11 protein-coding genes and 2 pseudogenes are annotated in these 12243 nt (G+C 62.6%); 7 read left to right on the top strand and 6 right to left on the bottom strand.

Translation table 11 applies throughout. The features are described 5' to 3' along the window. Positions 1-79 precede the first annotated feature (79 nt). Positions 80-289: pseudogene (locus tag QO034_RS02685) on the top strand (transposase); the annotation flags it as partial. Between the two features lie 128 nt (positions 290-417). Here the strand turns inward: QO034_RS02685 and QO034_RS02680 are convergent. Beyond that, on the bottom strand, positions 418-1971 hold the full coding sequence (locus tag QO034_RS02680; RefSeq protein ID WP_284483960.1) for an alpha/beta hydrolase: 1554 nt from the start codon (positions 1969-1971) through the stop codon (positions 418-420). Between the two features lie 502 nt (positions 1972-2473). Here QO034_RS02680 and QO034_RS02675 point away from each other — a divergent pair. Further along, positions 2474-2851 carry a PLDc N-terminal domain-containing protein gene (locus QO034_RS02675; RefSeq protein WP_284483959.1) on the top strand — a complete coding sequence of 126 codons (378 nt, stop codon included), beginning with the start codon at positions 2474-2476 and terminating at the stop codon, positions 2849-2851. A 167-nt stretch (positions 2852-3018) separates the two neighbouring features. After that, positions 3019-4275 carry an alpha/beta hydrolase gene (locus QO034_RS02670; protein WP_284483958.1) on the top strand — a complete coding sequence of 419 codons (1257 nt, stop codon included), beginning with the start codon at positions 3019-3021 and terminating at the stop codon, positions 4273-4275. Here the strand turns inward: QO034_RS02670 and QO034_RS02665 are convergent. The 3 genes and pseudogenes from QO034_RS02665 to QO034_RS02655 all read right to left on the bottom strand — a co-directional run. Further along, positions 4272-5012 (bottom strand): alpha/beta fold hydrolase, encoded by a 741-nt coding sequence (locus tag QO034_RS02665; RefSeq protein WP_284483957.1) that lies wholly within the window; start codon positions 5010-5012, stop codon positions 4272-4274. The genes QO034_RS02670 and QO034_RS02665 overlap by 4 nt on opposite strands. A gap of 126 nt (positions 5013-5138) precedes the next feature. Beyond that, positions 5139-6248, bottom strand: coding sequence for an alpha/beta hydrolase (locus QO034_RS02660; RefSeq protein WP_284483956.1), 1110 nt, complete (start codon positions 6246-6248; stop codon positions 5139-5141). A 151-nt stretch (positions 6249-6399) separates the two neighbouring features. Continuing rightward, a pseudogene (locus QO034_RS02655) lies at positions 6400-6495 on the bottom strand (ATP-binding protein); the annotation flags it as partial. Positions 6496-6564: 69 nt separating this feature from the next. Here QO034_RS02655 and QO034_RS02650 point away from each other — a divergent pair. After that, positions 6565-6861 carry a hypothetical protein gene (locus QO034_RS02650; RefSeq protein WP_284483955.1) on the top strand — a complete coding sequence of 99 codons (297 nt, stop codon included), beginning with the start codon at positions 6565-6567 and terminating at the stop codon, positions 6859-6861. Position 6862: 1 nt separating this feature from the next. Here the strand turns inward: QO034_RS02650 and QO034_RS02645 are convergent, their stop codons facing one another. Together QO034_RS02645 and araD are read right to left on the bottom strand one after the other, a co-directional pair. Continuing rightward, the gene (locus tag QO034_RS02645; RefSeq protein ID WP_284483954.1) at positions 6863-7582 is read right to left on the bottom strand and encodes a ribonuclease activity regulator RraA; all 720 of its coding nucleotides are present in this window, start codon (positions 7580-7582) and stop codon (positions 6863-6865) included. Between the two features lie 26 nt (positions 7583-7608). After that, entirely contained in the window at positions 7609-9342 is a 1734-nt protein-coding gene (gene araD, locus QO034_RS02640) for an L-arabinonate dehydratase (protein ID WP_284483953.1), read from the bottom strand. A 101-nt stretch (positions 9343-9443) separates the two neighbouring features. On the opposite strand from araD, the gene QO034_RS02635 reads away from it, so the two are divergent. The 3 genes from QO034_RS02635 (at position 9444) to QO034_RS02625 (ending at position 12235) form a co-directional block, all read left to right on the top strand. Next, positions 9444-10424 carry a C4-dicarboxylate TRAP transporter substrate-binding protein gene (locus QO034_RS02635; protein ID WP_284483952.1) on the top strand — a complete coding sequence of 327 codons (981 nt, stop codon included), beginning with the start codon at positions 9444-9446 and terminating at the stop codon, positions 10422-10424. Positions 10425-10508: 84 nt separating this feature from the next. Further along, complete coding sequence (locus QO034_RS02630; protein WP_284483951.1) at positions 10509-10952, top strand: TRAP transporter small permease; 444 nt, start codon at positions 10509-10511, stop codon at positions 10950-10952. Continuing rightward, on the top strand, positions 10952-12235 hold the full coding sequence (locus QO034_RS02625; protein ID WP_284483950.1) for a TRAP transporter large permease: 1284 nt from the start codon (positions 10952-10954) through the stop codon (positions 12233-12235). The genes QO034_RS02630 and QO034_RS02625 overlap by 1 nt, the downstream gene beginning before the upstream one ends. The last annotated feature ends 8 nt before the right edge of the window (positions 12236-12243 follow it).

Here is a 12243-nt window from a genome sequence, read left to right as displayed (position 1 = left end):
CGGACTTTGCGGGATGATCTGCTCCCCTGAAAAGTCCTCTGTTTGAGTTCAGCCTGTTCTCCGACGAAGGAGACAGACGTTGAAAAGAAACCGTTTCGGCGAAGACCGGATCATTGGCATTCTGAAGGAGCATCAGGCCGGTCTTGGCGCGAAGGATCTGTGCCGCAAGCAGGGGATCAGCGACGCGACCTTCTACAAGCGGCGGTCGAAATATGGCGGCATGGAAGGGTCCGACGCCCGGCGGCTGAAGGCGCAGCAGCCCGAGCGGAACTCCGTTTCGACATGGCTCATCTCGGTCTGGCCCCGCATTACCGCTTTCTCGCGTCCCTCAGGGCACATGGGATGGCATTCGGCATGAGTCAAACCCGGCTGTCCCGTTCCATGCGGACGGGCGCCGGAGCCAGTGAGTAACTATTTTTACAGGCCGCGTTCGGCCATGGCTGCCCGGACGCGGTCGAGGGCGGGGTCGTTCCATCCTTCGGGCGACAGCAGCGCGACCCAGCCCTTCAGGTAGTCGGTGCCGGCGATATCGTGACCGAACCCCTTGGGGGTAGTGGTCGCCGTCAGCAGGTCAAATCCGACTTGCAGGAATGTCACGACCGGTATCCATCTGAAGTTTTCCACCACGTCCGGGGCGCGGGGGGCTTTCATCCAGTCAGGCTCGCGCCACAGGATCGAGGGCGAGAAGAACGTGATGGCGTCTGACCCATACTGCAGATAGGCGATGCGGAACGATCCCCAGGGCTGTCCGGACTGGGGCATCTCGAACTGGTTGAGGAACCTCACCACGGCCCCGTCGCGGAATGTCGGGAGCCAGGCAGGGGATCCCGGATCACGATCGGCGGTGATCTGGCCCCAGCTGTGGCTGGCGAACGGAGGACCAACCCAGAAGGCGCCCGTGAAGGGGTCGCCGACAAGATCGAAGAAATCCACCGACAGGTCCGAGTTCAACGCACCCAAGCTGAGACCGAAGAGATAGAGCTTGGGCCGTGCGTCCCGCGGCAGGGAGCGCCAGTGGTGATAGATCGCAAGGAACACCTCCCTTGCGCTTTCAGCGCCATACTCCGGGACGGTGAGCAGAGAGAGCCAGCTTGGCAGATAGGAATACTGGACCGAGATCGTCGCGACATCGCCGTGGGTCAGAACCTCCAGCGGAAAGGCGCCCGAGGGGTCGATCCAGCCGGTTCCCGTCGGTGTCGCGATCACCAGCGTTTTGCGGTCGAAGGCGCCGACGCGGATCGCTTCGTCCAGGGCCAGCCGGGCGCGATCCTCCGCCGTTTCCGCCGACCCGAGGCCCACATAGACCCGGATCGGTTCCATCGCCGGTTCCCCGGTGATGTCGGCGATGGCAGCGGCATCGAGCGGGTCGCTCACGCGGTTGCGCCCCTGGTTGCCGATGCTGTCCCATGAGATGAGCGAAGCCGGACTGCCGGTTTTCAACGGGTCCTGCGGCGGGTCGATCTCGTCCGAGATCATCGCATCGATCCCAGCATAGCTCAGATCCAGCCCGGAGACGATCCGGTTGAGGATCAGGTCGTTTCCGATGAAGTTGAAGATGATGACGGTGGCAAGAAAGGCAACCAGCATCGCAAGCCGTGGCGGCCACATCGGGGTAAGTCGGCGGGAAATCGTCTGCATCGCGGCCACGAAGAGCCGGCCGAGGAAGATCAGGATCGCGGCCAAGACGCCGCCAACCGCGGCGATCGTCCAGGGGCGGGCCGATTCCACCGGCGGCAAGCCCATTGCGTCATGCAGTGGTTGCTGCCCTCCGGCCGCGCCCGCAAGTCCCCAGATGATGACCGCACCGGCAAAGACAAGGGCGGCCCAGACCGCGCGCCGAAGTGTCTGCATGCCGGGTCGGGGCAGTTCCAGCAGCGACCACAGCCCCGAAATCAGCACTCCGATCCCGTAGCCGACGGCAAGGCTCAGCCCCGCCGACACCCCCTGCAGCGCGCCTGCGCGCGGTATCATGCTGGGCGTAAGCGCCGCGGCGCAGCACAACGCACCAAGAACGAGCCCCGGGATCGAGGGACGATGAAAGAGCTTTGCCATGCGTCTGCCTGTGCTGTTGTTGTTGGTCTCGTGGCGCAGAAGGTTTCCGCGTCAGGCGGCTTCCGGTCAGCGGGTCCGGGTTCGCTGGGTGAGGTATGGCATGGAACCGCGTGAATCGTCCAGCACCTAAGCCGGGGCAACGCGCGCCTCGGGGAGACGTTCCTGGAGCGGCGTCATTCCGGGCTTTTTCCGGCGTGATGCCCGTCGATCGGGCGGCACCCCGGTGCGCCGCGTGGTCGGATGACCGTGCCGAGTCCTGTCATCGTGCGTCCGTCACATTCCCGGTGTAGCGGGGGAAGGCAGCCGCCCGACAGAGGGGCGGCCGCGCTTCGGAAGGGCGAACATCGGATGCCGGCGATGATTGTTCTTGCGATGTCAGACGTCCAGCGCCATAAGACCCACATCGCATAAGGAGGATACCATGATCATGGAAAATGGCTTTACTTTCTGGAACTTCCTCGTCGACGCCTTTATCGTTTTCCTGTTCATCATGTGGATCTGGTTGCTGATCCGGGTGTTCGGAGATCTGTTCCGCCGGAAGGACGTAGGCGGTTTCGGCAAGGTCGTCTGGATCATCGTCCTGTTCGTTCTGCCTTACCTCGGCGTCTTCTTCTACCTGCTGACGCAGGGATCGGCGATGCATGCGCGGGACCTGGAAGCGGCACGTGAAGCGCGCGAGCATCTGCGCGATGTCGTGGGCTTCTCGGTTGCAGACGAGATCGCCAAGCTCGAGGCGCTCAAGGCCGAGAACAAGATCACGGACGCCGAATACAGCAAGCTGCGGGCCAAGCTCGTCTGACGTGGGGATCAGGGCATGAACGGCTCTTGCTGTTCATGTCCGTGGCCATCGGGACCCCGACCTGGCTGCCTGACCGTTCGGGTGCGATGCTCCGCTCCAAGGCCGCAGGCGGGTGATCGACTGTCTTGTACGCCTTGGCCGGCAGGAGCGGAAGAAGAGGGTAAGCCATGCTTCGCCGGATCATGATCCTGCTTGTACTAGTGGTCGGGGGCGTCACGGCCTTCTTTGTCTTCTACCACCCTCCCATGCGCCTGATGCCGGCTCCATTGCTGTTCCAGAAGGGCGGCGCCCAGATCGTCGATCTCGCCCCCGCACTCCAGGATGGCAGCGAGATCGACGTCTTCTATGCGACCAGTCGTCTGCCCGTCGGACCGCGTGACGATCGACTCTACTCGGTCATCCCGGACCATCGGCTGCATCTGGGCCGCGCTTACCTCACGATCGGGGACAAGGCGACGACGGTTGAGCAGGTGCTGGAGTGGACCTTTGCCAGCGATCAGGGAGACCGGCCCTTCATCCGGCTGGACCGGATGAATGAGGCCGTGACCCTCAGCCAGGGCGACGATCCGGAAGCCGCCGACGCATGGCTCGCGGAGGTGGCCGTGGCCTTGCAGGCCAGCCGGGACAAGGACGTGCTAGTCTATATCCACGGCGCCAACACCACCGTCGAACGCGCGGCTGGGCAGGCGGCGATGTTGCGGCATTTCACGGGACGCCATTCGGTGGTGGTTCTCTTCGCCTGGCCCACGGCCGAGAACTTCCTTCGGTATCGGCGCGATGTCACCTCTGCCCTGAGTGCCGCGCCCAAGCTGTCCGAACTGATTGCCATGCTGGTCGAGCACACCCCGGCCGAGCATGTCAACGTGTTCACCTACAGCGCCGGGGCAATGGTCGGCAGCACCGGTCTTGCGAACCTGGCCCGGACCCGTCCCGAAGCCGCCTCTCACGTGCAGGAAGTCTATCATGCAGCCCCGGATGCCGACTTCCGCGATTTCGTCGATGACATGGCGGTGTATTCCGGTCTGGTCGGACGCACCACGACGGCGGTGAATCTCGGGGACAGCGCCCTTCGGCTCGCCGCAGCGGTCAACCGGGCCTCTCGCGCAGGCAGGCCGAACCTTGAAGAACTGGAACCCGAGGCAGCGGAATGGCTGCTGGACTCGACGGCGTCGCAAAAGGCGGAGGTGGTCCAGGTGAATGTCGACGCCATGCCCGACCTGCCGGCGACCTCGCACACCTTCTGGTATGACGATCCTTGGGTCAGCAACGACGCGATCCTGACGCTCCTGTTCAACCTTGCGCCTGCGGCGAGAGGGCTGGAAGAGGGCAAGAGCGTCAGCGGCACCAGCTACTGGACCTTCACGAAGGATTACCCCGAACGGATGACCGAGGTCGTCGATCTTGTGCGTGGCGCCGCGAACTAGTTGCGGACGATCCGGCGCAGGAGTTCCGGAAAGTCCAGCGTGCTGTCGAATGCCCCGGTCTGCAGGAAGCGCGCGACCTGCGCGATCACCAGAGGGTTGTTCATCAGGAGCGTGTGGCTGACCGGCAGAACGATGTGGTCGGCCATTCCTTCGATCCTGGTGCTTTCGACCGAGACGGTTCCATCGTCAGGGCCGGGAATCAGGCTGGAAAACAACGGGTTGATCGAACGGTTCCCGGCGATCACTCCAAGGTCGAAATCCACTGGCCCAAGACGGTTGGTCAGCGAGTCGGGGTCTGTTCTCAGCTCCTGCGCAGCTGGTCCGGTCAAGGCGTTGAAAATGACCAGGTCGCCGAAGCGATCGGCGATCTCGGACCCCGCGTTGGGCGGGGCGAGCATCACGACCCGCCCGAGATTGTCAGGTCTGTGGACCGCAAGATAGGCCCGCAAGACGATACCGCCCATGGAATGCGTGACGAAGTTCACGGTATCGTTTCCGCATTCGCCGATCGCGTCCGTCACATGGCCGAGGACGCCTTCGATCGTGGATTCCGTCGAAGGATAGTCGGTGTTGATCACCCGATACCCTGCTGCGCCGAGGATCTCTTCCATCACCACAAACGACGCATGGGACCGTCCGAGTCCGTGCAGCAGCACGACGCATTCGCCGGCCTGCGCCCGGGTTGTCGAGGGCTGGGCAAACACGGCCAGTAGGAGGAATGTGAACAGGTATCTCATAAAAGTGACTTCCATTTGCAACAGGAGGAAACGGCGGGGGTGATCGTGTGGGTCATCGGGGCGGGTGTCCAGCCCCCGCCATGGTCGGTACCTGCGGTGACACGCAACGGGCACCGTCATCAAGCGTCATTGAGGGGCCGTCAGCGCGCTCCCGGCGACCGAGCGCAGTGTCAGGAACGTCTCTGCCAGCACTCCGGGGTTGCTTGAGGCGCCGGAGCTGAGGTCCAGAGCGACATTGCGCAACTGCGGCACCATGGCAATCATGGCGGGCGAGGTGCCGAGCGTCAGGTGTCCCAGGGAGTCCTGGGATCGGTCGCTGAAATCGGTGACGTCCAGGAACACCACGCCCGTGTTCTTCAGACGTGGATCATCCGAGGGCTTGCCAAGCCGGGCGCTGTTTCCGGCGACCAGGGTCGAGAGCCGGAGCGCCTGATCCTCGGCGGACGTGAAGACGACCAGGGGTTTCGGCAGGCGGCTGATCTGCGCCACCTGCGACATGAAGACTTCGATCGAAATATCGGGAGAAATCAGCACCACGCTATCGGCCAGGCGCGCAGCCGAGCCGGGATGAGCAAGATCCGCCTGCAAGAGGGTTTCCATGACGAGTTGCCCGCCCATCGAGTGCGCGGCCAGCAGGATGCGCTGCGCACCGGCTGCCCGGAGTCTGGTCAGGAGATTCCTGAGGGGCTCGCGAGAGAGGAGGATGCTGTCACGGTCATGGACATAGCCGAGCGGTCGCGCCTGTGACGGCCAGGAGAAGAGCACCGGAACCGCCGGGATTTGCATGTCGCGCGTCATTTGCGCGAAGCGCGCCGCCGCTTCCGAGAAGTTGGTGTTGTAGCCATGGACAAAGACGAGAACCTCGCGCGAGGCGCCACCGTTCGTTCGCAGCTCCTCGCGCAGCTTGCGTTCGAAGCCGCGCGTGTCCTCAAGGGAATTGAACCCGAGCGCGGTGACGTGCCGGCTGGGATCGACCTTGCCGGGGGCGCCCAACCGCGCTTCGCCGACCCTGCGTTCGGGAGGGAGAAGGATCTCGATCTCGTGATAGGCCAGAGAATCGGACTGGCTGTTCTTGGGCATCCCGCCGGGCGAGAGGCGGCGATTGGTCGCGGTAAGGAGCGTTACTTCCCTGGCGCCCTCGGGCGGCGTATCGACAAGGGCAAGCTCGCCACGCGGCGCGCAGGCTGCCGTAAGCACCACGCAGATGGCGGCCAATCCAGGCAGGCTGCGCATCATCCGCCACTTCTTGGCGGTCCCGGGCGATGAGGGAAGGGGGGCTTTCATGTTGTGCGGTGTTTCCCTTGTGGGCATGCCTGTTGATTTCCGTTGAGAACCGACCCGGTATCCTCACCGAGATTTGACCCACTCTTCATTTATGTCTTAGCGGTCACGTCGTGGTCAATGTCGTCGTCTTTTTTCGTTTTTTCTTAGCCGTCACGGAGCTGGCTTTGAAGCGATAGCTGTCGTTGCCGGTTTCGAGGATGAGTGTGATCTCGCAAACGAAGGCCCGGATATTTTTGCCCTATCGGAGCGGCAGGCGTTCAGAGCGCTGGTGGCGCAGTTCCGCCGGACGAATTTCGATCATCCGTTCTCCGACGTCCCGTCCGTGCGGCAGGCGGGCGCCGTGGAGGTGGAAGAGGCCCGCGCCGCGTTCGAGGTCTACGCGCAGAAATCGCCGCAGCATGCCGAACTGGCGTCAATGGCCTGGGATCAGATGACCGGCAGCCGAAAGCCGTCGCAATACGCGGTCTCGGAAAAGGACCCAACCCGGCGCAAAACAAAGGGCAGTTGGTGTGTCCTGCCCGGAACAAGTTTGAAGCTTCCGGCAGCACCCTTGCTTCTTCGTTGATTCATCGGCCGTTCTTTTTGCGCCAGTCGTGAAAGATTTTCAGGTTCTCTTCGCGGGTGGCCGGGTAAAGTCCGATGATGGTTTCGCCCGCCAGTACACGTTCCTTCACGAAATCCTCGTAGGAGGTCATCTGCGTGGCTTCCTTGGCGATCTCATCTGCCAGATGGGCGGGGATGACGATGACGCTGTCGTCGTCTCCCACGATGATATCGCCGGGAAACACGGGGGCATCGCCGCAGGCGATGGGGGTGTTGATGTCGATTGCTTCGTTCAGCGTCAGGTTGGTCGGGCTGGACGGGCGGCTGTGGTAGGCCGGAACATCGAGCTTGGCGATTTCCATCGCGTCGCGGAAGCCGCCATCGGTGACCACACCTGCGCCGCCGCGGACCATCAGGCGGGTGACGAGAATATCGCCGGCAGAGGCCGCGCGTGCGTCCTTGCGACTGTCCATGACCAGCACATGTCCGGGCGGGCAGGTTTCCACTGCATGGCGCTGCGGATGTTCGGGATTGCGAAACACGTCGAGTGTGTTTCGGTCTTCGCGGGCCGGGATGTATCGCAGTGTAAAGGCCGGCCCGACCATGTTGCGGCCCTTGGGCCGGACCGGGTCCACGTTCTGTATGACCTGGTTGCGCAGGCCGCGTTTGAAAAGGGCGGTCGCCAGGGTGGCGACGCTGACATGGGAGAGCTTGTCCAGGGTGTCGGGGTTTGGGTTGGGCATGGCGGGCAGGTTCCCTATGGGTCGGGTCAGAAGATATCGGGTTCGGGGACCGGAGCGCCGAAGCCGGTTGTGAGAAAGTCGAAATCGCAGCCCAGGTTGGCCTGCTGCACGTGGCGGGCGAATATCCAGCCATAACCGCGTTCGTGGCGCGGCGGCGGGGAAACCCAGGCGGTGCGGCGTTCCATGAATTCGTCGTCCGAAAGCTGCACGTTCAGGCTGCGGGCTTCGACATCGACTTCGATGATATCGCCGTTGCGGATAAGGGCGAGAGGCCCGCCGACATAGGCTTCCGGCGCGGCATGCAGGATGCAGGCGCCGAAACTCGTGCCGGACATACGAGCATCGCTGAGGCGAAGCATGTCGCGGTGGCCATGTTTCAGCAGGGCCTTGGGCATTGGCAGCATTCCCCATTCCGGCATTCCCGGACCGCCGAGCGGGCCTGCATTGCGGAGCACCAGGACGTGATCGGGCGTCATCGGATAATCGGGATCGTCCACGATCCGCTTCAGCTCGGGGTAGCTGTCGGCGATGAGGGCAGGGCCGGTGTGTTTGTGGAATTTCGGATCGCAGGCCGCGGGTTTGATGACCGCGCCGTCGGGGGCGAGATTGCCCTTCAGAACGGCGAGCGATCCCTGGTGATAGACCGGGTTCGACATGGGGCGAATCACATCCGTGTTGTAGTTCACCGCGGCCGCAACATTGTCTCGCAGCGTCTTGCCGTTGACGGTGAGGGTGGAGAGATCGAGTGCTTCGCCCAATTCTTTCATCAGCGCGGTCAGCCCGCCGGCATAGAAGAAATCCTCCATCAGATAGGTGGAACCGGACGGGCGGATATTGGCCAGCACCGGCACCTCGTGGCCGATGCGGTCGAGGTCGTCGAGGCTCCAGTCGAGTCCGGCGCGCCGGGCCATCGCGACAAGATGGATGATCGCGTTGGTCGAACAGCCCGTGGCCATGGCTACCGTCGTGGCGTTCTTCGCTGCGGCAGCGGTCAGGATCTTGTCCGGTGTCAGGTCTTCCCAGACCATGTCGACGATCCGGCGCCCGCAGGCGGCGGACATGCGCTGATGACCCGCATCGGCCGCCGGGATTGACGAGGCGCCGGGCAGGGTCAGGCCGAAAGCTTCGGCGATGGCCGTCATGGTCGATGCCGTGCCCATCGTCATGCAATGGCCATACGACCGGGCGATGCCGCCCTCGATCCCTTTCCATTCGTCCGGGCCGATCGTTCCCGCACGCAGTTCGTCCCAGTATTTGAAGGCATCCGAGCCCGATCCCAGCACCCGGCCGGCGTAATTTCCGCGCAACATCGGGCCGGCGGGCAGGAACAGGAACGGGAAGCCCCAGGAAATCGCTCCCATGATCAGCGCAGGTGTGGATTTGTCGCAACCGCCCATCAGCACCGCGCCGTCCACGGGATGGGCGCGCAGCTGCTCCTCGACATCCATGGCGGCCATGTTGCGATAAAGCATCGAGGTCGGTTTCAGGAACTGTTCCGAGAGCGAATGCGCGGGCAGCTCCATTGGCATCCCGCCGGACTGCAGGATGCCGCGTTTTACCCATTCCGCCCGATCCTTGAAATGCATGTGGCACGGCTGTGCCTCCGACCAGGTGTTGATGATGGCAATGACCGGACGCCCTTCCCAGTCCTCGTGCCCGAGCCCCATCTGCATCGCACGGCTGCGATGCCCGAAGGACCGGAAATCATCTGCCGCAAAGAAGCGGGCGCTTCGAAGCTCTTTGTAGGATTTCACGGGCATATCTCCGACGGCGGCGTGCAGATATTGACACCAGCACAGTTTGAATAGTATTACAATCAAATTAATATATCAATTTAGGGCATCGTCAAAGGGAGGAAGCAATGTCCATTTCCAAGAAGGTCGCGGTTATCGCGGCGGCCGCTGCTTGTGTTTTCGGCCTGGGGTCCGCGTCGATGGCCGAAACCACGTTGCGTATCGGCACCGTTCTGGCGCCGGACGATCCGATGGGGCAAGGGCTGGACAAATTCGCCGCCGAAGTCGCCGAGGCCACCGGGGGAGAGGTCGTCGTCGAGGTTTTCCATAACAGCCAACTGGGCGACACGACTGAAATGCTGGACCAGGCCCGTGCCGGCGCTGCGGTTGGAACAGTGACGGACGTGGCCCGTCTTTCCGAATTTGTGCCTTCGCTGGCGATCATGTCGGCGCCGTTCCTTTTCGATGCATATGAAGATGCCGACAAGTTCGCCCTTTCCGATGCCTACCTGAGCTGGGGGGATGAACTGGCCGACAAGGCCGGTCTCGTGATGCTGGCGTCGAACTGGTATCAGGGCGCGCGCCACGCGCTGACGCAAAAGCCGGTCTCCGGCCCGGAGGATCTGGCGGGGGTAAGGATGCGCACGATCGGAGCGCCGATCTGGATCGAAACGATCCGGGCCATGGGCGCCGAACCGACGCCGATCCCATGGGGAGAGGTGTATTCCGCGTTGCAGCTGGGCACGATCGATGCGGCCGAGGCGCAGCCCACCGCCATCAAGGGGGCGAAACTCTACGAGGTGATCAAGAACGTGACCCTGACCGGCCATATCCAGCTCGTGACCGCGCTCGTCATCTCGGCGGAGGCGTGGAACCAGATTTTGCCAGAAAACCAGGCCATCGTGCGCGATCTCGCAGTGCAAAACGGCCGCTATGCCTCGGGACTCACCAACGAACTGGGCGTGGAGGCGATGAAATTCGTGGCCGATCAGGGGGTCGCGATTTCCGAGGTCGACCTTGCCCCGTTCAAGAGGAACGTGGCCCCTGTCTATGAGATGCTGAACCTGACGGCGGAGGCTGCGCTGGTCAAAGAGGTGCTTGGCGAGTAAGCAGGTCTGACCGGGATATTCCGCGGCCCGTGTCAGACCGGGCCGCGAATTCCGGCACGGCAACGGATACTGGATAGACTCTCCATGTTTCGACGCTTCGAAGTCTCGCTCGCGACCGTGTTGCTGGCCGCGATCGTCGTTTTGGTGGCCGTTGCAGCCGTGTCGCGCAAGATGGGTAATCCGATCATCTGGTCGTTGGAGGTGTCGACGGCGTTGTTCGTTTGGCTGGTGGTGATTTGCGTCGATATCGCCATGCAGCAGAAGCGGCATTTCGGGCTGTCCATCATGCTTGACAACGTGCCGCCGCATGTCGGGCGGATGATCGAGATCGTGAACCGGATCGTGATTTTCGGACTTCTGCTCTATCTGCTCTATTACGCCGTCATCAATGTGCCGCTGATGCACAAACGCATGCTGGGCGCGCTGCAAATCCCGAAATCCTATATCCATCTGGCCATGCCCGTGGGCATCGTCTTGTGGTTGCGCACGTTGAGCATACAGATCATCGAACATTGGCGTGCAGGCTGATGCTGCTGCTGATTGCCTCCCTCTTTACCGTTCTCCTGGTCATCGGCTTGCCGGTCGCCTTTGCGTTGATGCTGTCGTCGATCCCGGTTTTCGTGCTGACCGGCACGATGCCCACCACCGTGGCCATCCAGAAAATGGTGACGGCGCTCGAGAATTTTCCGCTGCTGGCGGTGCCGTTCTTCATCCTCGCTGGCAACCTGATGAACGAGGCGGGAATCACCGGGCGACTGGTGAAGTTCTCGCGCCTGCTGACGGGATGGCTGTCGGGCGGGTTGGCGCAGGTGTCCATCGTGCTGTCGATGCTGATGGGGGGCATTTCCGGGTCGGCGGTGGCCGATGCCTCGATGGAGGCCCGACTGTTGGGGCCTTCCATGCGTGCGCAGGGCTATTCGGCGGCCTTCATTTCCGCCGTTCTGGCCTTTGGCTCGATCATCACCGCGACCATACCGCCGTCGATCGGGCTGATCCTGTTCGGCTATATCAACGAAGTGTCGATCGGGCGGCTGTTCATCGGAGGGCTGTTGCCGGGGGTGTTGCTGACCCTGATCCTGATGGCTGCGACCTATGTCGTGGCGCGCAGGCGCGGCTATGAGCCGGACCTGCCGTCGCGGCCCAGCGCGGGCGATCTGGGACGCAGTTTCCTGGAAAGCATCTGGGCGCTGATGTTCCCGGTCTTCCTGATCATCGGGTTTCGCTTTGGTTTCTTCACCGCGACCGAGGCGGGGGTCTTCCTTGTTCTCTATGCCCTCCTGATCGGTACGGTGGTGTATCGGGAGCTGACGATAGATCGTATTCTGGAAGCCTTTCGCGCCACCATGTCCGATCTGGGCATGGTCATGCTGCTGATCATGATGGCCGCCGTTCTCGGCTATGCCATGACCATCGAACGCGCACCGCAGGAGATCACGCGGTTCATGACCTCGCTCACGGATAACCCGGTGGGTCTTTTGCTCATCGTCTGCGCGATCCTGGTGGTGACGGGCATGTTCCTGGAAGGGGCGGCCAATATCCTGCTGGTCACGCCCATCGTGATGCCGGTGCTGATCCACGCGGGGTTCGACCCGGTGCATATGGGAATCGTGATCGTACTTCTGATCAACCTCGGCGGGCTGACCCCGCCGGTGGGCGTGATCATGTTCACCGTCTGCGGCATCCTCGACGTCAAGACCGGGGCCTATGCAAAGGCCGCGATCCCGTTCTTCGCCGCTATCGCGGTGTTTTTCACGTTACTGTTGATCTTCCCTTCGCTATCTCTGGCATTGCCGAATGCCATCATGAACTAGGGGGCGCA

The organism is Sedimentitalea xiamensis (assembly GCF_030164465.1).
Taxonomy (GTDB): Bacteria; Pseudomonadota; Alphaproteobacteria; order Rhodobacterales; family Rhodobacteraceae; genus Sedimentitalea; species Sedimentitalea xiamensis.
Note: the sequence above shows the minus strand (reverse complement) of the source record. Positions and strands in the feature narration are given on the sequence as shown.

Excerpts from the sequence above, each read along its gene's own strand:
- QO034_RS02670 (WP_284483958.1), top strand. The coding sequence starts at position 3,019 with ATGCTTCGCCGGATCATGATCCTGCTTGTACTAGTGGTCGGGGGCGTC.
- QO034_RS02675 (WP_284483959.1), top strand. The coding sequence starts at position 2,474 with ATGATCATGGAAAATGGCTTTACTTTCTGGAACTTCCTCGTCGACGCC.
- QO034_RS02680 (WP_284483960.1), bottom strand. The coding sequence starts at position 1,971 with ATGATACCGCGCGCAGGCGCGCTGCAGGGGGTGTCGGCGGGGCTGAGC.
- QO034_RS02635 (WP_284483952.1), top strand. The coding sequence starts at position 9,444 with ATGTCCATTTCCAAGAAGGTCGCGGTTATCGCGGCGGCCGCTGCTTGT.
- QO034_RS02630 (WP_284483951.1), top strand. The coding sequence starts at position 10,509 with ATGTTTCGACGCTTCGAAGTCTCGCTCGCGACCGTGTTGCTGGCCGCG.
- QO034_RS02665 (WP_284483957.1), bottom strand. The coding sequence starts at position 5,012 with ATGAGATACCTGTTCACATTCCTCCTACTGGCCGTGTTTGCCCAGCCC.
- QO034_RS02645 (WP_284483954.1), bottom strand. The coding sequence starts at position 7,582 with ATGCCCAACCCAAACCCCGACACCCTGGACAAGCTCTCCCATGTCAGC.
- QO034_RS02625 (WP_284483950.1), top strand. The coding sequence starts at position 10,952 with ATGCTGCTGCTGATTGCCTCCCTCTTTACCGTTCTCCTGGTCATCGGC.
- araD (WP_284483953.1), bottom strand. The coding sequence starts at position 9,342 with ATGCCCGTGAAATCCTACAAAGAGCTTCGAAGCGCCCGCTTCTTTGCG.
- QO034_RS02660 (WP_284483956.1), bottom strand. The coding sequence starts at position 6,248 with ATGATGCGCAGCCTGCCTGGATTGGCCGCCATCTGCGTGGTGCTTACG.